Source organism: Gulosibacter molinativorax, from assembly GCF_003010915.2.
GTDB classification, from domain to species: domain Bacteria; phylum Actinomycetota; class Actinomycetes; order Actinomycetales; family Microbacteriaceae; genus Gulosibacter; species Gulosibacter molinativorax.
The window spans coordinates 732,162-756,187 of the sequence record NZ_CP028426.1 but is presented as its reverse complement, the minus strand read 5'-3'; the positions used below and the strand labels follow the sequence as shown (position 1 = coordinate 756,187).

The window sequence follows — 24,026 nt, the reverse complement described above, 5'->3', positions numbered from 1 at the left end:
CGAAACCCACCACTTCCTGCGCGCCTCCCCTACCCGTAACGGTGTTATGACATCAGTCCTCAACAAAAAATCCCCGCCGAGGGCCGCGCGTGAGCGGCTCTTCGACTGGAAACTCCTGATCGGCACGATTGTCGTGCTGGCGCTGCTCGTCCTCTCACTCTTCGTGGGCGTCTATGACGTCGTCGGGCAGGAGGACGGTGCGGAAATGTTCTTCATCACGCGCATTCCCCGGACGATTGCGCTCGTCCTTGCCGGTGCAGCGATGTCGATGTGTGGGCTCGTGATGCAGCTCCTCACGCAGAACAAGTTCGTCGAACCGACCACGACCGGAACGACCGAGTGGGCCGGCCTTGGCCTCCTCACGGTCATGATCCTCGTGCCCGCACCGAGTCTCCTCGCGCGCACCGTGGGCGCCATCGTGTTCGCCTTCGTCGGCACGATGATCTTCTTTGCGTTCCTTCGCCGGGTGTCGCTTCGCTCATCTCTCATCGTGCCGATCGTCGGCATCATGCTCGGCGCGGTGGTCAGCTCGGTCTCGACGTTCATCGCGCTGCAGACCGATCTCCTCCAGAACCTCGGCATCTGGTTTGCGGGCAGCTTCACGTCCGCGATTCGCGGCCAGTACGAGGCCCTCTGGATCGTTGCCGTCGTCGTCCTCGTGGTCTTCATCCTCGCGGACCGACTCACCGTCGCAGGGCTCGGCGAGGATGTCGCCACCAACGTCGGCATCAACTACAACCGCATAATCCTGATCGGCACCGGCCTTGTCGCGATCGCGACGGGTGTCGTGACCGTCATCGTCGGCAACCTGCCATTCCTCGGGCTCATCGTCCCGAACATCATCTCGATGTTCCGCGGCGACAACCTGCGCAGCAACCTGCCCTGGGTATGTCTCCTCGGCATCGGCATTGTCACCGTGTGCGACATCATCGGCCGCGTCATCATCATGCCCTTCGAGATCCCCGTGTCGCTCATCCTCGGCATCCTCGGAGCGGTCGTGTTCATCCTTCTGATCCTGAGGCAGCGTCGATATGGCTAAGACGAGTACCACCCCAGCCCCGAACGCAGGCAACCTGGCGCTCCTGCGCGGGCCGTTTAAGGATGCTCGGGCCAAGCGCGGCTACTGGGTCACGATGGCCATCATCGTCGTCGTGTCCCTCGCGTTCGCGATTCTCCTGCTCGCCTGGGACAACCCGATGCCGTTCGGCACGCGCGAGTTCTGGCTGATCGCGGAGCGAAGGTTCACGAGCGTCATCGCGATGGCGATCGTGGCGTTCTGTCATGCCACCGCCACCGTGGCGTTCCAGACGATCACCAATAACCGCATCATCACGCCCTCGCTGCTCGGCTTCGAGTCGCTCTACACCGCGATCAACACCGGCGCGCTCTACCTCTTCGGTGTGGCCGGTCTCGTGGCGTTCACCGGCATCCCGAGGTTCCTCGTGCTCTTGGCCGTCATGGTCCTGCTCGCAAGCATCCTCTACGGGTGGCTGCTGTCCGGCCGCTTCGGCAATATGCAGATCATGTTGCTCGTAGGCATCATCGTCGGCGGCGGCCTCGGGTCGATCTCGACGTTCATGCAGCGACTGCTGACGCCCAGCGAGTTCGACCTGCTCACCGCGCGTCTGTTCGGCTCGGTAAAGAACGCAGATCCGGCCTACTTTCCGATCGCGATCCCGCTCGTGATCGTCGCGGGGGCGCTCCTCTACATGAGCTCCCGCAAGCTCAACATCGTGGCGCTCGGACACGATATCGCCGTGGGCCTCGGCATCAACCACAAGGCGCTCGTGATCCGCTCGCTCGTGCTCATCACGATCCTGATGGCGACTTCGACCGCGCTGGTTGGCCCGATGACGTTCCTCGGATTCCTCGTGGCGACGCTCGCCTATCAGTTCGCCAATACCTACGACCATCGATACGTGTTCCCGATGGCGTTCGGCCTCGGATTCCTGATCCTGACCGGCGCCTACTTCATCATGAACCACGTCTTCTACGCCCAGGGCGTCGTCTCGATCATCATTGAGCTCGTCGGCGGCGTCGTGTTCCTCGCGGTCATCATGAAGCGGGGCAGGCTCTAGACGCGGCGAAGCAGTGCCGCACGGAAAATGGCTCTGCCCGCAGCGATTGCTGCGGGCAGAGCCATTTCGGGTGGATGCTCGAAGTGTTACTTCCGCATGTGTCGCGCCTCGTAGGCGGGCGCGAGGGCGTCGATAGCGTCGCCGACACGGTGCACGCGGAGGTCGTTCGTGGACCCTGGGACCCCTGGCGGGGTACCAGCGACGATCACGACCTTGTCGCCACGCTTGGCCTTGCCGCTTCCGAGCAGGTGCTCATCAACCTGGATGAACATCTCATCCGTGTGCGTCACTCGCTCCACGAGAATCGACTGCACGCCCCAGTACAGGTTCATGCGCCGGCGAATCGACTCGCGCGGGGTGAACCCGAGCATCGGGATCTTCGGACGCAGTCGCGACATGCGGCGCACGGAGTCGCCCGACTCGGTGAACACGCAGTAGTACTTGGCCCCGAGGAACTCGCCGACCTCGGTCGCAGCCAGGGTGATGACGCCGCCCTGGGTGAAGGGCTTCGTCCCGAGCGGGGCGATCCGCTCGATGCCGTGTTCCTCGGTGGCCTCAATGATGCGGGCCATCGTCTCCACGGTGACGATCGGGTACTGACCCACGCTCGTCTCGCCCGAGAGCATGAGTGCGTCAGCGCCATCGAGCACGGCGTTCGCGCAGTCGGATGCCTCGGCGCGGGTCGGCCGCGGGCTCGTGATCATTGACTCAAGCATCTGCGTCGCAACGATGACGGGCTTTGCCCGACGGCGAGCGAGCTCGATCGCGCGCTTCTGCACGATCGGCACGGCCTCCAGCGGCAGCTCTACGCCGAGGTCGCCGCGGGCCACCATGATGCCATCGAATGCATCCACGATTTCCGCGAGGTTGTCGACCGCCTGCGGCTTCTCGATCTTCGCGATTACGGGAAGGCGAACGCCTTCTTCGTCCATGATCTCGTGCACGCGGTGGATGTCTTCCGCGTTTCGCACGAACGAGAGCGCAATGACGTCGGCACCGGTGCGAATCGCCCAGCGCAGGTCATCCTCATCCTTCTCGCTGAGCGCCGGAACGTTGACCGCGACGCCGGGAAGGTTGATGCCCTTGTTGTTCGAGACCGGCCCGCCCACCTCGACGCGCGTGGTGACGGTAGTGTCCGACACCTCGATGGCGCGGAGCGCTACCCGACCGTCGTCGACGAGGAGCGGGTCGCCGGGGCGGACGTCCGCGGGCAGGCCTTTGAAGGTCGTGCCGACGATGTCCTTGTTGCCGATGATGTCATCGGTCGTGATCTTGAAGATGTCGCCGTCGGCGAGCTCGTAGGGGCCGTCCTCGAAGCGGCCGAGCCGAATCTTGGGGCCCTGGAGGTCGCACAGGACGGCGATCGGGACACCGAGGTCCTCAGACGCCTGACGGACAAGTTGGTAGTTGGCGGAGTGGACTTCGTGGTCGCCGTGGCTCATGTTGAAACGGGTAACGTTCACACCAGCCTGGATAATTCCGCGAATGCCCTCGGGGCTCGAAACTGCGGGGCCAAGTGTGGCCACAATTTTCGCGCGTCGCAACAAGATAGGTTCTCCGTTCTGTGCAGGTAACCTGCGGTCCAAAGATCGATTCCAGGTCCGCGCTGTCATTGTGCCAAGCGCGGGTTACCGGCGGATTGACGGAACTAGTCCGTAGCTTTGGTGGCCGAAGCCTGCTCCGGCGCATCATCGGCCCCAGCGGGCGTGTCGCCCTTCGGGTCTTCGTCGCTTGACTCTTCGTCGTTCGGGACTTCGTCGGTCGAGTCTTCGTCTGCGTCGGCCTTCGACTCGACAGACTTCTGTTTGTCGTCCTCGGCCTCGGTTTCCGTCCAGACGTGGCCGTCGCCGTAGACCGAGAGCTCAGGCTCCTTGTGCTTCCGAGTCTGCACGATGAAGAGGACGACACCGATGACGACCATCACGAGGGCGCCGAAGACATTCGAGCGCATCCCGAGGATGACCTCCGAGTAGTCAACGCGGATCGACTCGATCGCCATGCGGCCAAGGCCGTACCAGATGAGGTACACGGCGATCGTCTTGCCCCAGCGCATCCGGAACATACGCTCGAGGATGAGGATGACGGCTACGCCGAGCAGGTTCCACAGCAGCTCGTACAGGAAGGTGGGGTGGAACAGCGTGCCCGCGGGCAGACCCTCCGGAACGGCAGGGTTCGTCGAGAGAATCTCGAGGCCCCACGGCAGATCCGTCGGCCAGCCGAAGAGCTCGTGGTTAAACCAGTTACCGAGGCGACCGATCGCCTGCGCGAGCAGGAGGCCGGGAGCCAGCGCATCCGCGAAGCTGAGGAAGCGGATGCCCTTGAACCGGCACGCGAAGTAGGCACCGATGGCACCGCCGATGAGAGCGCCGATGATGGCGTTGCCGCCCTCCCAGATCGCGAACACTCGCCACCACTCGGCGCCCTCATAGAAGTAGTCTGCCGGATGGGTGAACACGTGGTAGAGCCGCGCGCCAAGGAGGCCGAGAATGACGGTCGGGATGACGATGTCGATAACGACCCAGGGCTCAGCGCCCCGCGCGACCATCCGTCGATTGGTCCAGATCATCGCGACGATCATGCCGACGACGATGATCAACGCGTATACGTGGAAGGTGAATGGCCCAACAGTAAAGGACGACCATTCGATTGGGGGTGACGGGATGGACGCGGGAGCGAGAGTCACTTCTTAGTTCCTGGTGCCTTCTGCGAGTGAACGAGTGGTTTCAGCGAGCGATTCGAGGCCACCCTCGGCAAGGGCGCGCACGAGCGCGGAACCGACAATAGCGCCTTCGGCATAATCGAGCACGGCACCAACCTGTTCGCCGGTCGAGATGCCGATGCCGACGCAGGCGTGTTCGCAGCCGAGGTCGTGGAGTCGGTCCGCGAGCACGCGTGCAGCACGGTCGAGATCACGGCGGGCACCGGTGACACCCATCGTCGAGACCGTGTACACGAATCCGCGAGAGGACTCGATGATCGCCTTGAGCCGCTCATCGCTCGAGGTCGGCGCGGCGAGGAAGACGCGGTCGAGGTTGTGCTTCTCGGCCGCGGCGATCCACTCTCCAGCCTCGTCGGGGATGAGATCGGGCGTGATCGCACCGGCTCCCCCGGCCGCCGCGAGGTCGGCCGCGAACTGCTCGACGCCGTGCTGCAGGATGAGGTTGTAGTAGCCCATCACGAGGACGGGCACGTCGACCTCGGCTCGGACGCGACGAATCGCCTCGAAGATCTGGTCGACGTGGAATCCGGCCGAAAGCGCCTGCTGGCACGCGGCCTGGATCACCGGGCCGTCCATGACCGGGTCGGAGTACGGCACGCCGAACTCAATGATGTCCACGCCGTTGCGCGCCATCGTGATGGCCGCCTCAACTGAGGTATCGAGGTCCGGGAAACCGACCGGCAGGTAGCCGATGAGTGCGCCGCGGCGCTCACCCTTGATGCGGTCGAGCGTCGTCTCGACCTGAGAAGCAGCGTTCGTCACAGTTCACCACCTACGACGCGCGATGCGTCTCCGAGCTTGAAGTAGTTCATGGCGGTCTCCATGTCCTTGTCGCCTCGGCCCGATAGCGACACGATGATCGTCGCGTCAGGTCCGAGTTCGCGACCGAGATCAATCGCGCCCGCAAGCGCGTGTGCCGACTCGATCGCGGGAATAATGCCTTCCGACTGCGAGAGCAGGCGCATCGCGGTCATGGTGTCGGCGTCCGTCGCGCCGCGATATTCCACGCGGCCGATCGACTGCAGCCACGAGTGCGCCGGGCCAACGCCCGAGTAGTCGAGCCCCGCCGAGATCGAGTGCGACTCAATAGTCTGGCCGTCAGCATCCTGCAGCAGCTTGGTCTTGGCACCGTGCAGCACGCCGGTGCGGCCGCGGTTCATGGTCGCGGCGTGGCGATCGGTCTGCAGACCCTCACCGTACGCTTCCACGCCGTAAAGCGCGACCGATTCATCGTCGAGGAACGCCTCGAACATGCCGATGGCGTTCGACCCGCCGCCCACACACGCGACCACGGCATCCGGCAGCTTGCCGGTCTGCTCGAGAATCTGCGCGCGGGATTCCTCACCGATGACCTTCTGGAGGTCACGAACCATGCCCGGAAACGGGTGGGGCCCGGCCGCGGTACCGAAGATGTAGTTGGTCTCGACCACGTTCGCGACCCAGTCGCGGAATGCCTCGTTGATCGCATCCTTCAACGTGCGGGAACCGGAGGCCACCGAAACGACCTCGGCGCCGAGCAGCCGCATCCGGGCGACGTTGAGCGCCTGTCGCTCGATGTCGACTGCGCCCATGTAGATCGTGCAGTCCAACCCGAACATCGCCGCGGCAGTAGCCGCTGCGACGCCGTGCTGTCCCGCGCCGGTCTCGGCGATGATGCGCGTCTTCCCGAGCCGCTTCGTGAGCAGCGCCTGACCGAGCACGTTGTTGATCTTGTGCGAGCCGGTGTGGTTGAGGTCCTCGCGCTTGAGGTAAATCTTCGCGCCACCGGCGTACTGCGAGAAGCGAGGTGCCTCGGTGAGCAGCGACGGGCGGCCGGCGTAGTTTCTGAGGAGGTCGTCGAGTTCCTCGACGAAGGCGGGGTCCTTCTTCGCCGCTTCCCACTCGGTGTCGAGCTGGTCGAGCGCGGCAATGAGGCTTTCGGGGACGAAGCGTCCGCCGAACTCCCCAAAGTAGGGACCCTGTGCGTTGCGATAATGAGTCACGTTATGCCTGCAAAAATTCTTTGATGGTTGCTTCGGGATCGTCGCCCGTCACGAGGGCTTCGCCGACAAGCACCGCGTCCGCACCGGCGTCGCGATATGCGCGAACGTGCTCGGGCTTGAGAACTGCGGATTCGGCGACGCGGACGACGCCCGCTGGATATTCTGGCGCGAGTTCGCCGAAGAGTTCGGGATGCATCTCGAACGTCTTGAGGTCGCGCGCGTTCACGCCAAGCACCTTAGCGTCGACGTCGAGACCCCGCTGGAACTCTTCGCGCGTGTGGGCCTCGACGAGCACGGTCATCCCGAGCTGCTCGGCGAAGGTCTTGAGCCTGGCAAGCAGCGGCTGCTCGAGGCTCGCGACGATCAGCAGGATGAGGTCGGCGCCAGCCGCGCGTGCTTCGAGGATCTGGTACTCCTCCCCGATGAACTCCTTGCGGAGCACCGGGATGGAGACAGCCTCGCGAACCGCGCGAAGGTCGTCGAGCGAGCCGAGGAACTTGCGCTCCTCGGTAAGCACGCTTATTGCGGCAGCGCCGCCGCACTCATAGAGCGAGGCGAGCGCCGCGGGGTCGGGGATGTTCGCCAGGCGACCGCGCGAGGGGCTCGCGCGCTTCACCTCGGCGATGATATTGACCTGTTCACCGCGCGACAGCGCGGCCACGGCATCGAGTGCCGGCGCCTGCGCGAGCGCGAGCCGCTCAACCTCTACGGTTGGTGCCTCGGCTCGGCGGCGAGCTGCATCCTCCAGCGACCCCTGTAATAGGTCGTCGAGCATCCTTACTGACCGTGGCCCTTCGGGCCGAGGCCAGCTGCCTTGAGGATGGGCCAAAGGATTGCGCCGAGAACGAGGAGCCCGACACCGACCCAGGTGACGACGTCGTTCGCGATGAAGAGTCCGATCGTGCCGACGATGGCGCCGATGACCATTACTGCGACTCCGATCCACCCGGCAACGGAATTGCCCTCATCCTCGACGTGGTAACGGGACAGGACAACCTGCTTGTCTGACATGCCATGACTCCTTACTCGGCGGATGTACCGCTCTAGTCTACCGGCCTATTTACCTTCTGCTGTCGTTTCGCGCGGGTCGTCGTGCTCGCCCGGCTCGTCACCGTCGGTCGGGTCGTCTCCGGCGGACAGCGCATCCCACTGCGACACCCGATCGTCTTCGGGAATCACGGTGGTGCCGTCCTCGGCCACCAACCTCGTGCGGCTGTATTTCCGCGAGCTTTCGGGCCAGTGGCGAGCCGTGACAATCGTCGCGACGGCCGCCAGGGTGAGGAGGATGCCCGCGACAACGGCCACGACGGGCCAGCCGGTCGTGGTCATCGTGCCCTGGTTGACGATCTCGCGCACGCCAGCGGCGTCGGTGATGCCGCTGAACTGCCGCACCTCGGGATAGAAGCCAAGGGCGGGGTCGCCCATCCCGACGGCCGCCGCGATCGTGATGCCAACCCCGAGGATCACGACGAGGATCGCGATCACGTAGCGGAAAAATCGACCCGCGATCGCGAGGGCACCCCCGGCGGCGAGGCCAGCGATCGCGAGGCCCATGATCGCAGTCCCCGCGTCGCCACCCGAGTGTGTGAAGTCGCGCTCGAACTCGCTCGTGTGCAGCGAAAGCGCCGCCCATGGCTGGGTGAGGGTGAGCATCGCGAGTCCCGCAGCGAGCAGGGTACCGAGGATGCACAGCTGCTTGAGTCGCTTAGCGGTCAAGTGATTCCTCTGCCGTGGGTTCGGCGAAGGCCACCGCGAGAGGGTCGGAATCCCAGCACGTGCGCGTGTTCAGGTGGCACGCGGCGCCGACCTGGTCCACGCCGAGGAGGATCGTGTCCGCGTCGCAGTCGGCCTGGAAGCTCATCACCGTTTGCGTGTGGCCCGAGGTGTCCCCCTTGCGCCACAGCTCGCCCCGCGAGCGGGACCAGTAGACCGCCCGGCGCGTCGCGAGCGTTTCGCGCACGGAATCCTCGTTCATCCACGCCAGCATCAGCACCTCGCCGGTGTCCCACTGCTTGGCGATCGCGGCGATGAGTCCGCGGTCGTCGAACGTCAGCGCGCCGACGATCTCGTCGATTTCGGCGGGCTCGAGCGCCGTGACGCTACGCATTTCGCGCCCCCATCCGCACGGGCATGCCCGCCTCGAAGAGCGCTTGCTTGACGTCGGAGACCGTCATCTCGCCGTAGTGGAACACGCTCGCGGCGAGCACCGCATCCGCACCCGCCTCGATCGCCGGGGCGAAGTCCGCAATCGCGCCGGCGCCACCGGATGCGATCACGGGCACCGAGGCGACCTCGCGCACGAGCCGCGTGAGTTCGAGGTCATAGCCGTCCTTCGTGCCGTCCGCATCCATCGAGTTCACGAGTAGTTCGCCCGCGCCACGCTCGCACACCTCGCGAGCCCACTCGATCGCGTCGAGATCCGATTCCTTGCGCCCGCCGTGCGTCGTCACGACGAAGCCCGACGGCATCCGCTCGGAGCGCTTGATGTCGAGCGAGAGCACGAGCACCTGCGCGCCGAACTTCTGCGCGATCTCGTCGATCAGCTCGGGCCGCGCGATCGCGGCGGAGTTGACGCCGACCTTGTCCGCGCCCGAGGCGAGGAGCTTCGTCACGTTCTCGACCGAGCGGACGCCGCCACCAACCGTGAGCGGCACGAACACCTGCTCCGCGGTGCGGGTGACGAGGTCATAGGTCGTCGCGCGGTTGTCGCTCGTTGCCGTGACATCGAGGAAGGTGATCTCGTCGGCGCCGTCGGCCGCGTACTTGGCGGCGAGCTCGACCGGGTCACCCGCATCGCGAAGGTTCAGGAAGTTCACGCCCTTGACGACGCGGCCATCGGCCACATCGAGGCAGGGAATGACGCGGACGGCGAGGGAAGACTTGTCCGTCATCGCGCTCACATCCGCGCGGCTTGCAGCGCCGTCACGAGAATCGCGCGGGCGCCGATCGCCGACAGCCGGTCCATCGTGCCGTTGAGGTCGCTCTGCGGCACAAGCGAGCGCACCGCGACCCAGTTTTCGTCGTGCAGCGGCGACACCGTCGGCGACTGGAAACCGGGGGTGATTTCCATCGCCCGCTCCAGCTGGTCGGTCGGGATGTCGTAGTCCATGATGCTGTAGCGGCGGGCGACGAGCACGCCCTCGAGCCGTTGGATGAGCGTCTTGGCCGCGCCGACCTTCTCGGGGGTCGAGATGAGGATCGCCGTCGACTCAAGGATGGCCGGGCCAAAGATTTCGAGGCCCGCCTGACGAAGCGTGTTGCCGGTCGAAACGACGTCGGCCACCGCATCCGCCACACCGAGCTGGATGGAAGACTCCACGGCGCCGTCGAGCTTGACGAGCTCGGCGTCGACGCCGTGCTCGCTGAAGTACTGCGATAAGAGTCCGGTGTAGCTCGTCGCGACGCGCTTGCCGTTGAGGTCCGAGACCTCCTTGAAGGCACCCGGAGGGCCCGCGAACCGGAAGGTGGAGTCGCCGAAGTCGAGCGCGCGGATTTCCTGCGCCTTCGACTCGGAGTCGAGCAGCATGTCGCGGCCGGTGATGCCGATGTCGAGGACACCCTCGCCGACGTAGGTCGCGATGTCACGCGGACGAATGTAGAAGAACTCGACGCCGTTGTCGGGGTCGAGCGCGACGAGTTCGCGGTCGTTTCGGCGGCCACGATAGCCCGCCTCGACCAGCATTTCGTTGGCCGTCTCAGAAAGCATGCCCTTGTTTGGCACTGCGATGCGAAGCATTAGTTCCCTTTGTGGTGTTCGGGGATGAACTGAAAATCTTGGTTGCCGGGGTTGCGGCGAATTGCGCGTGCGGCGATCTACAGGTGCTTGTAGACGTCTTCGAGGGTGTAGCCCTTGGCGATCATCATGACCTGCAGATGGTAGAGCAGCTGCGCCATCTCTTCTTGGCATTCCTCATCGGTCTCGTACTCGGCGGCCATCCACGTCTCGGCGGCCTCCTCGACGAGCTTCTTGCCAATGAAATGGACGCCGCGATCGAGCTCCTCGACGGTGCCGGATCCGGCTGGGCGGGTAGCCGCCTTGTCAGAGAGTTCTGCAAACAGTGATTCGAAGGTCTTCACCCGTCCAGCATAGTGCGTGCCGCCATCCGACCGATTCAGTGCTGATGCTGCGCCGCGAGCCCGCGCAGCTTCGCGATCTCATCGGCGGGCTCCCCGCGGAAAACCGCGGAACCTGCCACGAACGTGTCGGCCCCGGCCTCCACGGCCATACCGATCGTGTCTGCGGAGACGCCGCCGTCCACCTGCAGCCAGATCTCGGAGTCGTGCTTGCGCGCCCACTCGCGCGCCTGGCGGAGCTTCGGCATGGTCTCCGGCATGAACTTCTGACCACCGAACCCCGGCTCAACGGTCATGATGAGCAGCTGATCGAAGTGTTCGAGCAGCTCCTCGATCTGATTGAAAGGCGTGCCCGGGCGCAGGGCAACGCCCGCACGCGCGCCTCGCTCGCGGATGCGCCGGGCAAGTGTCGCCGGTGCGGTCGCCGCCTCGAGGTGGAACGTCACCGAGAACACCCCCATCTCGGCGAACTGCGGTGCCCAGCGGTCCGGATCCTGAATCATGAGGTGCAGGTCAAGCGGAATCGGCGAGACCGCCTGCAGTCGCTCGACCATCGGCTGGCCGAACGTGAGGTTCGGGACGAAGTGGTTGTCCATGATGTCGACGTGGGCGGCGTCCGCCGTGCTGATGCGGCCGAGCTCGCGCTCAAAGTTGGCGAAGTCGGCGGCGAGAATCGATGGGTTGATGCGTGCGGCAGTCATACGTGAGCTTTCTAGTCGGTCTTTCGCAGGAGCGTGAGGAACATCGCGTCGGTGCCGTGGCGATGCGGCCACAACTGCACGGCATTGCCGTCGCCGACGGAGATCCCAGTGATGTCGAGGTCGGGAGCGAGATCGCGGTAGATCGCAGTCGCGTCAAGCACGTCGAGGCCGCCGGCACGTGCGGCGCGGCGCACGATGCCGACCGTCTCGGCGGGATGCGGTGAGCAGGTCACGTAGGCCACGATTCCGCCGGGCTTCACCGCCGTGACGGCGGCATCGAGAAGCTCCTCCTGGAGTGCGCTGAGGTCGGCGACATCCGAGAGCTGCTTCCGCCAGCGCGCCTCCGGGCGTCGGCGAAGCGCGCCGAGCCCCGTGCAGGGTGCGTCGACGAGGATACGGTCGTAGGCATCCGGCTGGTTCGCGTATTCGCGACCATCGAGTTCGGTGACGCTCAGCGCATCCCCGTCGGCGACGGCACGCAGGGCCTTGCGCACGAGGTCGGCGCGCGCGGGCACGACCTCGTTCGCCTGAAATTTGGCGCCGGCCGCCAGTACTTCGGCTGCGAGGAGCGCGGACTTACCGCCGGGGCCCGCGCACAGGTCGAGAATGCGCTCCCCCGCGCGCAGAGGCTCCACGCGGCTAAGCGCAAGCGCGACGAGCTGCGAGCCCGCGTCCTGCACCCGCACGCGTCCGGAACGCACCTCTTCGAGATCGCTCGGGTCGCCGCCCGAAAGTCGCATCGCCACGGGCGAGGCGGGCTCGGGCTCGAGCAGTTCAGGATGCGCGGCGATGACCGCCTCGCGCTCGGCTAGCTCCGGGAGAGCGGCGAGCTGCACGTGAGGCGACTCGTTGTTCGCGCGCAGGGTCTCCTCGAGCTCGGCCTCGCGGTGCTCGAGAGCGAGGGCCTCGCGCAGGGCACGCACAATCCACAGCGGATGGGACTCGACGAGCGCGAGCCGCTCAAGCTCGTCGTTCGCGCTGTCGGCGACGCGCTCGTGCCAGGTCTGCGCATCCGCCTCGGAGATGCGCCGCAGGTTTGCATTCACGAATCCGCTCGGGCCCTGCCCGGCACGGCGCCGGACCGCGCTCACCGTCTCGTTGACGGCCGCGTGCGTGGCAACGCGCGTCGCGAGCAGCTGGTGCGCGCCGAGCTGGAGAGCCGCGCGCGCAAGCGTATCGACCTCGTCGATCGGCCGCTTTGCGACCATCTCGATGATCGCGTCGTAGTAGCCCGATCGCCGCAGGGTGCCATAGGTCAGCTCGGTCGCGAGCCCGGCATCCTCGTGGCTCAGTCGTGCCTCGCGAATGCGGTGTGGCAGCAGCAGGTTCGAGTATGCGTCGTCCTCCGCGACGGCGAGCAGCACGTCGAGCGCGACGTCCCTCGCGCCCGGTTTCGTGGGCCTGGCCTGGCGTCGCTGCCCTCCCGATCGCTTGCCGCGCCCGCCATGCGTGCGGTTGACTCCGTCTCGTTGCTCGCTCATCCGAAACGCACCTCGTCTTCCTGTACCCCACGGAACCAGTCCCCCGCGGCCATGGCGCGCTTGCCGGCGGGCTGTACTTCGACCAACTCGAGGGTGCCAGCGCCAGCACCGACGAGCACTCGCTTCTCTTGCAGGGCAACAGCCCCGGGTTCGAGTGAGGCGTCCGGTCCAGGCGCAACTCGGTGAATCTTAAACCGTTCGCCATGCCACGTCGTCGAAGCGCCCGGATCTGGCGTCACGCCACGAATCTGCGCGTCGAGGGCTTTCGCATCCTGCTGCCAATCGATGACGCCGTCGGCAGTCTCGAGCTTCGCGGCGTGGCTCGGCTCTCCCTGCTGCGGCGAGGCAACCGCGCTCCCGTCGGCGATCCCCGCCACGGTCGCGACGACGTCCGCGACCCCAAGTGTCGAGAGCCGCTCGAGGAGGTCGCCCGCGGTTTCGTGAGCCTCGATCGCGACGGGACGGTTCACGAACGTCGGTCCCGTGTCGAGGCCAGCCTCGAGCTGAAACACCGCGACGCCGGTCTCTGAATCCCCCGCCATCACCGCGCGCTGCACGGGTGCGGCGCCACGCCACTTCGGCAGGAGCGAGAAGTGCAGGTTGATCCACCCGTGCTTCGGCGCAGAAAGGAGCGGCTCGCGGATGAGCCCGCCGTATGCGACGACCACTCCGAGCTCGGGCTCGAGCGCGCTAATCTCGGCCATCACCGCGTCGTCGATGCGATTCGCCTTGATGATGGGGAGGCCAAGCGCCTGCGCCCGAGCCCCCACCGCAGACGGCGTGAGTCGGCGCTTCCGGCCGACCGGCGCATCCTCTCGAGTAATGACGGCCACGAGTTCGTGGCCAGCCTCGACGAGCTCCTCGAGCGTTGGCACCGCCGCATCGGGGGTACCGGCAAACGCGATACGCATGAAACCTCCTGGATTGAAATGATGGTACGCGGCGCTAGAACACGTCGCTCGCGTCGAGCTTCACGCGCAGTGTGGATGCGTGCACCGGCCGCCCGGCGCTCCGGCGTTTCGAGGCCGCCGCCCGCGAGACCAGCTCGCTCTTGAGCGCAGCCGCGACCTCCGCGCCGACCCGATACGGGAAACGTATGACCGCGCGCTGGAGGTTCGCATCCTCCTCGTCCGGGACGGGACCGAGTACGTGCAATCCCTCGATGGCGAGATCCTGCAGTCGGCGAAGCGCGCCGTCGACCTCGTCCTCGCTGCCGCGAATCGTGCCGATACGTACCGCGGGCGGGAACTCGAGGGCGAGCCGCTCGTCGAGTTCGAAGTCCACGAACCGCTGCTGCTGCCAGTCGCGCAGAGCCTCGAGTGGCGCGGATGCGGCGCCGGTCACGATGACGGGGGCGCCATCGGCGGCCAGCGCGGCCGCATTCGACCACGCCTGCAGCGCCGACACGACCGCGTCGAGCGACTCGCGCGCGAGTGCCCCCTCGGTATCGAGGAGCAGCACCGCGCGATAGCCCCGCTCGGCAACCGGCTCCGCACCCCGCGTCGAAATCACCAGCGCGCGCTCGTCGGGAACGTCCACAAGCCGCTTCTCACCGTCCGCGACAAGCACCTTGACGCCCGGAAACGCCCGGCCGAGTTCCTCGGCCGTGCGCTCGTGTCCGACGCTCGTGCCGCGAAGCTGATCCGAACCGCACTCGGGGCACCGCCACGCGGCGTGCACGTGGCCGCAGACCGTGCAGCTCGGCACGGCGTGGGCGCTCCGCTGCCCGAGCGGACCCTGGCAGTTCGAGCACCGCGCGAGCGTCCGGCAGCGCGCACACGCGAGGCCCGGGCGATAGCCCGCGCGGCCCACCTGAATGAGTACCGGGCCCTCTTCCGCACCCGACCTGGCCGCACGCCACGCGGCCTCCGGGATGCGTGCGGCCTGCGCGTGCGGATCGTCGCTCATCGTTGCCACGGCCGGAATGATCCGCGGCCGGTGCGGCACCCGCAGACCGACCTCGCGCAGCCAGCCGGTGCGCACGAGCCGACGCACCTCGAGAGAGGGCGAATGGCTCGCGAAAATGAGCCCCGCATCCTCGAACTGGCTGCGCATGAGCGCGACCTCGCGCGCGTGCGCGTATGGCGCGTGCGGTTCGCGGAACGACTCGTCGCCGTCCTCCCACACCACGATGAGCCCGAGGTCGTGAGCCGGAGCGTAGACGGCGGCGCGGTTTCCGATAATCACTTGCGGCACGGGTTCGAGGGCGCGCAGGAACTCGTCGTAGCGCGGCTTCGGCTTGAGTCGGCCGTCGAAGAGCCGGATGCGCGAGGCCGGCACGCGTTCGTTCAGCGGCCGCAGCGCGAGGTCGAGATCGCGAAAATCGGGCAGCAATATCAGCACCGATTTCCCAGTCGCGAGGGTCTCCCCCGCGATGTCGGCGATCGTCACGAGCGGGCGCGGGACGCCCTCGATAACGCCGGTCGCGACGCGTAACGCGGCGCGATTACCCGCGTTCCCCACGGCGAGTTCCGCGGCCGCGTCGCCATAGGCGGCCGCGAGCGTCGAGGCCGTGTCGGTGAGCGGTTCGGGATGCTCCGCCCGGGCCGCGCGCTCGCCCTCGGCATCCGCTAGCCACTCGGTCTCGAGTTTCACCGACCGGGCCGGAATCGCAAGCCTTAAGACGTCGGACATCGTGCCCGCCTGGCGATCGGCCACAGCTCGGGCGAGCTCGGCAATCGCTGGCGTCAGCACGCGGGCAGGCGATTCGAGGGCGTCGAGCGTCGCGAGCCGACCGGAGTATTCGGGATGCTCGCTCGTGCCGAGCACATAGCCGCGAACGATCCGGCCGCCACTTCGCAGGGGTGCCTTGACGCGCATCCCTGCCTCGACACTGCCGCGCAGGATTGGTGGGATCTCGTACTCAAAGATGCGGTCGAGCTGCGGCAGCGGCGAGTCGAGCACCACCTTGGCGATGCGGTGCTCGCTCGACGGTTCAGGCGGCGTGCCGAGCCCGGCCGCTACCGACTCGCCGGACATCGTTACTGGACTGCCGCGCGCAGCGCCTCGACCCGGTCGGTGCGCTCCCACGTGAATTCCGGCAGCTCGCGGCCGAAGTGACCATAGGCCGACGTGAGCGAATAGATCGGCCGATTGAGGTCGAGGTCGCGGATGATCGCGCCCGGACGCAGGTCGAAGACCTGTTTGACCGCGGCGATGATCTGCTCGGGGTCGATCGTGTGCGTCTCGAACGTCTCGCAGTACAGCCCGACGGGCTCCGCGGAACCGATCGCATAGGCCACCTGGAACTCGACGCGCTTTGCGAAGCCCGCCGCGACCACGTTCTTGGCGACCCAGCGCATCGCGTACGCCGCCGAGCGGTCGACTTTCGACGGGTCCTTGCCCGAGAACGCGCCGCCACCGTGACGGGCCATGCCGCCGTACGTGTCGACGATGATCTTTCGGCCGGTGAGCCCGGCATCGGCAGCGGGGCCGCCGAGGACGAACGGTCCGGCCGGGTTGATGAACACCCGTAGCGAGCTCGCATCGAGCGACACGCGCTCGAGGACGTGGTCAATGACCTCGAGCCTGATATCGGCCTCGAGCTGGGCCCGGGAAATCTCCGGGCCGTGCTGGGTCGAGATCACGATCGTCTCGACGGTGCGCGGCGCATCCCCTTCGTAGCCGATGGTCACCTGCGTCTTGCCGTCGGGTCGCAGGTACTCGAGGATGCCCTGCTTGCGCACCTCGGAGAGCCGCTCGGAGAGCCTGTGCGCGAGCCAGATCGGCAGCGGCATGAGCTCCGGCGTCTCGTCACTCGCGTAGCCGAACATGATGCCCTGGTCACCAGCGCCGAGCTTGGCGATCGCGTCGTTGTCGAGCTCGTCCCGGTGCTGGAGCGACGTCTCGACGCCCGAGGCGATCTCAGCCGACTGCTCCCCGACCGAGACGGACACGCCGCAGAGGTTGCCATCAAACCCGAAGTCACTCGAGATGTACCCGATGTCGGTGATGACCTTGCGGACGATGCCCGCGATGTCGGCGTAGCCCTCGGTGCGGATCTCGCCGGCGACGTGCACCTGCCCGGTCGTGACTAAGGTCTCAACCGCAACGCGGGCATCCGGATCCTGCGCGAGCAGGTTATCGAGGATGCCGTCGGAGATCTGGTCGCAGATCTTGTCGGGGTGGCCTTCGGTGACGGACTCTGATGTGAACAGACGGAGTTCGGACATGGATATCTCACTTTCCCTAGGAGTGCGCGCCGACGGGAAGTGCCCGGCAGCGCGTGGGAGGACTGTTGTGATGGGGCGTGCTCGCCCGCGAACTAGTCGCGCGCCCGCACTACGTCGAGGATCGCATTGGCCACCGACGTTTTGTCTCCGACCGCTTCCTGGACAACGTCGCCTTCGAGGTTGAGGACCTGAACTTCGGTCTCCTCGCGGCCAAATCCGTGGTCCCAACCGACTCGGTTGAGGACGAGATAGTCGCAACCCTTGCGCTTGATCTTCGCGCGGGCGATCTCGAGGCGCGCGGCGTCGTCTTCCTCGGTCTCGGCAGCGAACCCGACGATGGTCTGACCGGGAACGCGCGTGGCGACCATGTTGCGCAGGATGTCCGGATTCTTCTTGAAGGTGAGGGTGAGTTCCTCCCCCGTCGATTCCTTCTTGATCTTGCCGGTCTGCACGTGCTCGGGCCGGAAATCCGCAACGGCTGCGGCCATGATGATCGTGTCGTGTCGGGGCGCCAGCTCAGCGCACGCCGCGGCGAGCTGCTCGGCGCTCGACACCCGCACCACGTGCACGTTGTCGGGCACCGGCACCTCGATGTTTGCCGCGAGCAGAGTCACATCGGCGCCGCGTTCGGCCGCGCGCTGCGCGAGGGCCACGCCCTGCTTGCCCGAGGAACGATTGCCGAGGAAGCGCACGGGATCGATCGGCTCGCGGGTGCCGCCAGCGGTAACGAGGATGTCCCGTCCAACGAGATCGCGCTCGAGCTCGGCGTTGTGCCGCTCACGAGCACCGCGGCGCGCTGCGGCCAGAATCGCGTTGACGATCTCGTCGGTTTCCGCGAGGCGACCCGGGCCCTCGTCCTTGCCGGTCAGCCGGCCAGAGTCGGGGCCGACCAGGGTGACGCCACGCTCATGCAGCCGGTGCACATTCGCCTGAGTCGCGGGATGCTGCCACATTTCCGTGTGCATCGCGGGCGCGACAACGACCGGTGCGAGCGAGGCCAGAATCGTGTTGGTGAGCAGGTCATCCGCAAGCCCAACCGAAAGCTTCGCGATCGTATTCGCCGTTGCGGGCACGACCGCGATAACATCCGCGGCCTGCCCAATCGCGACATGTTGGACCGTCGCGACGTTCTCGTAGATGTCGGTGCGAATCGGATTCCGGCTGATCGCCTCGAGCGTCGGAGCGCCGACGAAACGCAGCGCCTCCTTCGTGGCGATGACGTCAACGTGATGACCGAGGAGTACGAGCGAGCGGATTACGGAAACCGCCTTATACGCCGCTATTCCACCGGTGACGCCCACGACAATGCGCCACGCAGGCGACTGCGCTTCTTCTACCGACATTGCGTGTTATTCAGCCTCTGTCGGGCTGACGGTGTCCTCGCCAAAGTCGAGCAGGTCTTCCGACGCATCATCGTCGAGGATAATCGCCTCTTCCTGCGGCTCGCGCATGACGAGCTTGTTGTCGTTAATCTCGCGCAGCGCGATCGAGAGCGGCTTGTCGTCAACGTTGGAGTCCACGAGCGGGCCCACGTTGTTGTAGATCGCACCGTCCTGCAGGTCGGTGTAGTAGTCGTTGATCTGCCGCGCACGCTTCGACGCAAAAATTACGAGCTGGTACTTGTTTTCGACCTTCTCGAGTAGGTCGTCCAGGGGCGGGTCAATGATGCCCTTGGGCTTGTCAATCATGCTGATTCCTCTCGCTTATTCACGTCTTGTCTGAATCCCATCAGGTGCACCAGTTGCTGCGCAGCCTGCGGAACGGAATCGTTCACGACGCGAGCGTCAAACTCATCCTGCGCGGCCAGCTCGACCTTGGCGGTCTGGAGGCGGCGCTCCTGTTCTTCGGGAGACTCGGTGCCTCGGCCGACGAGTCGATTTACCAACTCATCCCAGCTCGGAGGCAACAGAAACACCATTCTAGCCTCTGGCATTTGTTCCTTCACCTGTCGAGCGCCCTGGATGTCAATCTCGAGGAGCACCGGCTGGCTCTCGGCGAGCTTCTCCAGGATCGGTCCGCGCGGCGTTCCGTAGCGGTAGGAATTGTGCACCGTGGCGTACTCGAGCAGCTCGCCCTCGTCGATCATCCGGTCAAATTCCTTGTCGTCGACGAAGTAATAGTCCCGGCCCTCAACCTCGCCGGGGCGGGGCTTCCGAGTGGTCGCCGACACCGAGATGTGTACTTGGGGGTAGTTCTCGCGGATGTAGCGCGATACCGTGCCCTTGCCCACGGCCGTGGGCCCCGCGAGCACGACCACGCGCGGGGCGTCGGGCGAAGACTTCTCCCATTGGTCCAGAAACTCCGCGAGGCGCGTGCGCTGGTTGCGCCCGAGTCCCCCCAGTCGCTTGACCGGTGCGATCCCGAGGTCGGTCAGGATGCGGTCTGTCTTCGTCACCCCAATATGCGGGATGGAGCGGAGGAACTGAGTCACTCGGAGGGTCGAGGCCGCGCTGTCGCGGTCCTCGGATGCGGCGAGAACGTCAAGTGGCCTCGCGGCGCCGCTCGCGATTCTCGCCTTTACTGCGGCCCGCGCTCGTCGAGCCGCGACCGCCGCACGAGATGCGGCGACGCGGTCAACGGGTGGCGGTTTCTGGTTCATTCAAATGCTGTCTGTAGTGTCGCGAGTTGTGTGTCAATGGCCCGATCGAGGCCGTCCAATCCGTCTTCGAGCATTCCCCGAGACGATGTGACAATGACATTGTCGGCCGACTTGCCGAAAATACGCCGAACATCAGCAAATTTGGCACCCTGGTGGCCGAATCCCGGAGCGAGAATGGGCGTATCCGGCTCGGTCGACAGGTCGTCCACGTCGATGTCAAGGAGTTCGAGGTCGACGGTGGCGCCGATCACCACGCCAACCGATCCCTTGGATCGGCCAGCCGAGTGTTCGCGGTTCCACAGCGCCGCGCGCGCCGCAATACCGCCCGCAACGGTGCGTCCCTCCTGCGAGCCGCGTACGCGGCGTGCCGTCTGCACCGACGCCGACTCCGGGTTCGACGTCGCGGCCAGGATGAACAGCCCCTTGTTGTACTTCTCGGTCATCTCGAGCGGCGGCTTGAACGTGTCGAATCCCTGGTACGGGTTGATCGTCATCGCATCCGCCTCGAGCGGCAGCCCGGGCGTGAGCCACGCCTCGGAGTATGCCTCGAGGGTCGACCCTACGTCCCCGCGTTTGACATCGGCGATGACGATGAGACCAGCCGCGCGAGCCGCTTCGAACACATCCTCAAGCACCTTGAAGCCCGATGCGCCGAACCGCTCGTAGAACGCGACCTGCGGCTTGACGATGCCCACCCGTCCCTTGAGCTTCTCGACGATGCGCAACCCGAATTCGTGGGCGCCTACCGCCGAAACCGGTAGGCCCCACTTCTCGAGCAGGTAGGTGTGGGGGTCAATCCCGACACAGAGGTGGCCGTACTCGGTCATCGTGTCGGCGAGTCGATCTCCGAAGGAGCGATCGCTAAATGGAGCACCTGCAAATGTCACGCGCTTGCCTTCCGTTGGGCGTGGTATTCCTGGAGCGAAGTAACCGTGAAGTCTCCCTGCATTGCCTCAAACGACGCAACCGCTGCCTGCAGCTCAGACATCGTCGTGAAGATAGGCAGGTCGGCCGCCACTGTGGCGGTCCGGATCTCGTAGCCATCACCACGAGAGGAGCCGCCGGATGACGGCGTGTTCACGACCATGTCGATCTCCCCGCTGTGAATCATGTCCACGATGTTTTTGTGCTCGGTTCCTTCACCGTCAGTATTCGCGGTCGCGGTAAACCCTTCGTCACCCTCAAAGGTGAACTTAGCGACCAGCTCGGCCGAGACCCCGTGGCGTGCGAGCACGAGTGCGGTGCCCTCGGTCGCGAAGATCTTGAAGCCGAGTTCGGCCAGGCGCAATACCGGCGCGACAATGACGCGCTTGTCGCGGTCGTTGACCGAGACAAAGACGTTGCCCGAAGTGGGAAGTCCGCCGTATGCGGCGAGCTGGCTCTTCGCAAATGCGCGCGGGAAGTCGCGGTCAATGCCCATAACCTCGCCGGTCGAGCGCATCTCGGGCGACAGCAGCGTGTCGACGATCGAGCCGTCCTTCGTGCGGAAGCGCTTGAAGGGCAGGACCGCTTCCTTGACCGCGACCGGCGAGTCGAGCGGCTGGATCGTGCCATCACCGGTCGCGGGCAGCATACCTTCGCCACGGAGTTCCGCGATGCTCGCACCCGCCATCACGCGGCTTGCGGCCTTGGCGAGCTGGACGCCGAGCGCCTTCGACACGAACGGCACGGTGCGGGATGCGCGCGGGTTCGCCTCGAGCACGTAGAGGCGGCCCGCGCCAATCGCGAACTGGACGTTGAGTAGGCCCTTGACGCCGATACCCTCGGCGATCTTGCGGGTCGCCTCGCGCACCTCACCGAGCACCTTGTTCGAGAGCGTGATCGCAGGCAGGGTGCACGCGGAGTCGCCCGAGTGGATACCCGCCTCCTCGATGTGCTCCATGATGCCGCCGATGTAGAGATCGGTGCCGTCGTAGATCGCATCCACGTCGATCTCGGTCGCGTCGTCGAGGAAGCGGTCGACGAGCAGCGGGTGAGTCGCGTTGATGATGACCTCGCCCTCGCTGCGGACGAAGTAGTCGTCGAGCTGGGCCGAGTCGAAGACGATTTCCATACCGCGGCCACCGAGCACGAAGCTAGGACGGACGAGCACGGGGAAGCCGATCCTCTCGGCGATCTCTTGGGCGCTGTCGCGGTCGGTCGCGGTGCCGTTCGCAGGCGCGGCAAGCCCCGCGTTATCGAGGATCTTCGAGAAGAGCCCGCGTTCCTCAGCGAGGTCAATCGCGCTCGGGCTCGTGCCGAGAATCGGTACGCCAGCGGCTTCCAGGCCCTTTGCGAGGCCAAGAGCGGTCTGGCCACCGAGCTGCACGACCACGCCGAGCAGCTCGCCGTTCGCGCGCTCGACGTCGACGACCTCGAGCACGTCCTCGAGCGTGAGCGGCTCGAAGTAGAGGCGGTCCGAGGTGTCGTAGTCGGTTGACACGGTCTCGGGGTTGCAGTTGATCATGATCGTCTCGAAACCGGCGTCCGACAGCGCGAAGGATGCGTGCACGCACGAGTAGTCGAACTCGATGCCCTGGCCGATGCGGTTCGGTCCCGCACCGAGAATGATGATCTTCTGGCGATCCGATGCCTCGACCTCAGTCTCCTGGTCGTAGCTCGAGTAGTGATACGGCGTGAAGGCCGGGAACTCGCCCGCGCAGGTGTCGACCGTCTTGTAGACGGGGCGTACGCCCGCGTTGCGACGGATCGCCCGCACCTCGCCCTCTTCGAGGCCGCGAAGCTCGGCGATCTGCGCATCCGAGAAGCCGTGACCCTTCGCGACGCGAAGCGTCGTCGCGTCTAGTCCCTCGGCGTCCTTGATGAGGTCAGCGACCTCGTTGATCAGGACGATCTGGTCGAGGAACCAGGGGTCAATCTTGGTCGATTCGAAGACCTGCTCGACCGTCGCGCCCTTCCAGAGCGCCTGCTGCACCTCGATGATGCGGCCGTCGGTCGGGATTTTCATCGTCTCGAGCAGGTCGTCGACCGAGCGGCCGTTGTCGACCCAGGTGAACGACGAGCCGCGCTTTTCGAGCGAGCGCAGTGCCTTCTGCAGCGCCGTGGTGAAGTTGCGGCCGAGGGCCATCGCCTCGCCGACCGACTTCATGGTCGTGGTGAGCACCGGGTCGGCGGCGGGGAACTTCTCGAAGTTGAAGCGCGGCACCTTGACGACGGTGTAGTCGATCGAAGGCTCGAAGCTCGCCGGGGTGACCTTCGTGATGTCGTTCGAGATCTCGTCGAGTCGGTAACCGAGCGCGAGCTTCGCGGCCATCTTCGCGATCGGGAAGCCCGTTGCCTTCGAGGCAAGCGCCGAGGAGCGCGAGACACGGGGGTTCATCTCGATGACGATGACGCGACCGTTCTCGGGGTTGACGGCGAACTGGATGTTGCAGCCACCGGTGTCGACGCCGACCTCGCGGATGATCGCGATACCGATGTCGCGGAGGTTCTGGTACTCGACGTCGGTCAGCGTGAGTGCTGGCGCGACAGTGATCGAGTCGCCGGTGTGGACACCAACCGGGTCAACGTTCTCGATCGAGCAGATCACTACCGTGTTGTCGGAGTTGTCGCGCATGAGCTCGAGCTCATATTCCTTCCACCCGAGGATGGATTCCTCGAGCAAGACCTCGCTCGTCGGCGAGGAGAGCAGCCCGTCTTCGACGATGCGCAGGAGCTCTTCCTCGGTGTAGGCGAAGCCCGAGCCGAGGCCACCCATCGTGAACGACGGGCGGACGACCAGCGGGTAGCCGAGCTCGGCCGCGTATATCTTCGCCTCTTCGGGGGTCTTCGCTATGAACGAGCGTGCCGACTCGGCACCGCACTTCTCGACGACTTCCTTGAACTCCTGGCGGTCCTCGCCGCGGCGGATCGCATCCACCTTCGCACCGATGAGCTCGACGCCGTACTTGTCGAGGATTCCGAGCTCATCGAGCTTCATCGCGGCGTTCAGCGCGGTCTGGCCACCGAGCGTCGGGAGAATCGCGTCGGGCTTTTCCTTGACGATGATCGCCTCGATTGCCTCGGGGGTGATCGGCTCGACGTAGGTTGCGTCCGCGAAGTCCGGGTCGGTCATGATCGTCGCCGGGTTCGAGTTCACGAGGATCACTCTCACGCCGTCCTCGCGGAGCACGCGGCAGGCCTGTGTACCGGAGTAGTCGAACTCCGCCGCCTGACCGATCACGATCGGGCCGGAACCGATGACGAGGACGCTGTTGATATCTGAGCGCTTTGGCATTTGT

Annotated in this window: 23 protein-coding genes; 2 read left to right on the top strand and 21 right to left on the bottom strand. The window is 65.7% G+C overall.

The genetic code is table 11. The features are described from left to right. The first annotated feature begins 46 nt into the window (after positions 1-46). Together GMOLON4_RS03650 and GMOLON4_RS03645 are read left to right on the top strand one after the other, a co-directional pair. Entirely contained in the window at positions 47-1,039 is a 993-nt protein-coding gene (locus GMOLON4_RS03650; RefSeq protein WP_026936648.1) for an ABC transporter permease, read from the top strand. Continuing rightward, positions 1,032-2,078 carry an iron chelate uptake ABC transporter family permease subunit gene (locus GMOLON4_RS03645; protein WP_051266658.1) on the top strand — a complete coding sequence of 349 codons (1,047 nt, stop codon included), beginning with the start codon at positions 1,032-1,034 and terminating at the stop codon, positions 2,076-2,078. Before GMOLON4_RS03650 ends, GMOLON4_RS03645 begins: the two co-directional genes overlap by 8 nt. An 86-nt stretch (positions 2,079-2,164) precedes the next feature. Here the strand turns inward: GMOLON4_RS03645 and pyk are convergent, their stop codons facing one another. The 21 genes from pyk to carB all read right to left on the bottom strand — a co-directional run bounded on the left by pyk (position 2,165) and on the right by carB (position 24,022). Continuing rightward, positions 2,165-3,622: a pyruvate kinase gene (gene pyk, locus GMOLON4_RS03640; protein WP_026936646.1), complete on the bottom strand. Its 1,458-nt coding sequence runs from the start codon at positions 3,620-3,622 to the stop codon at positions 2,165-2,167. Between the two features lie 104 nt (positions 3,623-3,726). Continuing rightward, a complete protein-coding gene (gene lgt / locus GMOLON4_RS03635; protein WP_035732533.1) occupies positions 3,727-4,761 on the bottom strand; it encodes a prolipoprotein diacylglyceryl transferase in 1,035 nt (344 codons plus the stop codon). 3 nt (positions 4,762-4,764) lie between these two features. Further along, entirely contained in the window at positions 4,765-5,559 is a 795-nt protein-coding gene (gene trpA / locus GMOLON4_RS03630; RefSeq protein ID WP_026936645.1) for a tryptophan synthase subunit alpha, read from the bottom strand. After that, the gene (trpB, locus tag GMOLON4_RS03625; RefSeq protein WP_026936644.1) at positions 5,556-6,779 is read right to left on the bottom strand and encodes a tryptophan synthase subunit beta; all 1,224 of its coding nucleotides are present in this window, start codon (positions 6,777-6,779) and stop codon (positions 5,556-5,558) included. Before trpB ends, trpA begins: the two co-directional genes overlap by 4 nt. 1 nt (position 6,780) lies before the next feature. Then, positions 6,781-7,554, bottom strand: coding sequence for an indole-3-glycerol phosphate synthase TrpC (trpC, locus tag GMOLON4_RS03620; protein ID WP_026936643.1), 774 nt, complete (start codon positions 7,552-7,554; stop codon positions 6,781-6,783). Positions 7,555-7,556: 2 nt separating this feature from the next. Beyond that, positions 7,557-7,790, bottom strand: a complete 234-nt coding sequence (locus GMOLON4_RS03615) for an HGxxPAAW family protein (protein ID WP_026936642.1) — start codon at positions 7,788-7,790, stop codon at positions 7,557-7,559. Between the two features lie 45 nt (positions 7,791-7,835). After that, positions 7,836-8,495, bottom strand: coding sequence for a Trp biosynthesis-associated membrane protein (locus GMOLON4_RS03610; protein WP_026936641.1), 660 nt, complete (start codon positions 8,493-8,495; stop codon positions 7,836-7,838). Next, the gene (gene hisI, locus GMOLON4_RS03605; protein WP_026936640.1) at positions 8,485-8,886 is read right to left on the bottom strand and encodes a phosphoribosyl-AMP cyclohydrolase; all 402 of its coding nucleotides are present in this window, start codon (positions 8,884-8,886) and stop codon (positions 8,485-8,487) included. Before hisI ends, GMOLON4_RS03610 begins: the two co-directional genes overlap by 11 nt. Beyond that, positions 8,879-9,670 (bottom strand): imidazole glycerol phosphate synthase subunit HisF, encoded by a 792-nt coding sequence (gene hisF, locus GMOLON4_RS03600; protein WP_026936639.1) that lies wholly within the window; start codon positions 9,668-9,670, stop codon positions 8,879-8,881. The genes hisI and hisF overlap by 8 nt, the downstream gene beginning before the upstream one ends. 5 nt (positions 9,671-9,675) lie before the next feature. Continuing rightward, the gene (gene hisG / locus GMOLON4_RS03595; RefSeq protein ID WP_026936638.1) at positions 9,676-10,515 is read right to left on the bottom strand and encodes an ATP phosphoribosyltransferase; all 840 of its coding nucleotides are present in this window, start codon (positions 10,513-10,515) and stop codon (positions 9,676-9,678) included. A gap of 77 nt (positions 10,516-10,592) precedes the next feature. Further along, a complete protein-coding gene (locus GMOLON4_RS03590; RefSeq protein ID WP_026936637.1) occupies positions 10,593-10,856 on the bottom strand; it encodes a phosphoribosyl-ATP diphosphatase in 264 nt (87 codons plus the stop codon). Between the two features lie 35 nt (positions 10,857-10,891). After that, positions 10,892-11,554 (bottom strand): ribulose-phosphate 3-epimerase, encoded by a 663-nt coding sequence (gene rpe, locus GMOLON4_RS03585; RefSeq protein ID WP_026936636.1) that lies wholly within the window; start codon positions 11,552-11,554, stop codon positions 10,892-10,894. Positions 11,555-11,565: 11 nt separating this feature from the next. Then, positions 11,566-13,035: an RsmB/NOP family class I SAM-dependent RNA methyltransferase gene (locus GMOLON4_RS03580; RefSeq protein WP_035732531.1), complete on the bottom strand. Its 1,470-nt coding sequence runs from the start codon at positions 13,033-13,035 to the stop codon at positions 11,566-11,568. After that, positions 13,032-13,946 (bottom strand): methionyl-tRNA formyltransferase, encoded by a 915-nt coding sequence (fmt, locus tag GMOLON4_RS03575; RefSeq protein ID WP_026936634.1) that lies wholly within the window; start codon positions 13,944-13,946, stop codon positions 13,032-13,034. Before fmt ends, GMOLON4_RS03580 begins: the two co-directional genes overlap by 4 nt. Before the next feature lie 34 nt (positions 13,947-13,980). Continuing rightward, positions 13,981-16,014 (bottom strand): primosomal protein N' family DNA-binding protein, encoded by a 2,034-nt coding sequence (locus GMOLON4_RS03570; RefSeq protein WP_051266656.1) that lies wholly within the window; start codon positions 16,012-16,014, stop codon positions 13,981-13,983. A gap of 2 nt (positions 16,015-16,016) precedes the next feature. Then, positions 16,017-17,207, bottom strand: a complete 1,191-nt coding sequence (metK, locus tag GMOLON4_RS03565) for a methionine adenosyltransferase (RefSeq protein ID WP_026936632.1) — start codon at positions 17,205-17,207, stop codon at positions 16,017-16,019. 92 nt (positions 17,208-17,299) lie between these two features. Next, positions 17,300-18,550 carry a bifunctional phosphopantothenoylcysteine decarboxylase/phosphopantothenate--cysteine ligase CoaBC gene (coaBC, locus tag GMOLON4_RS03560; RefSeq protein ID WP_051266654.1) on the bottom strand — a complete coding sequence of 417 codons (1,251 nt, stop codon included), beginning with the start codon at positions 18,548-18,550 and terminating at the stop codon, positions 17,300-17,302. 6 nt (positions 18,551-18,556) lie between these two features. Next, on the bottom strand, positions 18,557-18,895 hold the full coding sequence (gene rpoZ, locus GMOLON4_RS03555) for a DNA-directed RNA polymerase subunit omega (protein WP_026936630.1): 339 nt from the start codon (positions 18,893-18,895) through the stop codon (positions 18,557-18,559). Continuing rightward, positions 18,892-19,806 carry a guanylate kinase gene (gene gmk, locus GMOLON4_RS03550; RefSeq protein ID WP_026936629.1) on the bottom strand — a complete coding sequence of 305 codons (915 nt, stop codon included), beginning with the start codon at positions 19,804-19,806 and terminating at the stop codon, positions 18,892-18,894. Before gmk ends, rpoZ begins: the two co-directional genes overlap by 4 nt. Continuing rightward, positions 19,803-20,693, bottom strand: coding sequence for an orotidine-5'-phosphate decarboxylase (pyrF, locus tag GMOLON4_RS03545; protein ID WP_245575406.1), 891 nt, complete (start codon positions 20,691-20,693; stop codon positions 19,803-19,805). Before pyrF ends, gmk begins: the two co-directional genes overlap by 4 nt. Continuing rightward, the gene (carB, locus tag GMOLON4_RS03540; protein ID WP_026936627.1) at positions 20,690-24,022 is read right to left on the bottom strand and encodes a carbamoyl-phosphate synthase large subunit; all 3,333 of its coding nucleotides are present in this window, start codon (positions 24,020-24,022) and stop codon (positions 20,690-20,692) included. Before carB ends, pyrF begins: the two co-directional genes overlap by 4 nt. Positions 24,023-24,026 lie beyond the last annotated feature (4 nt).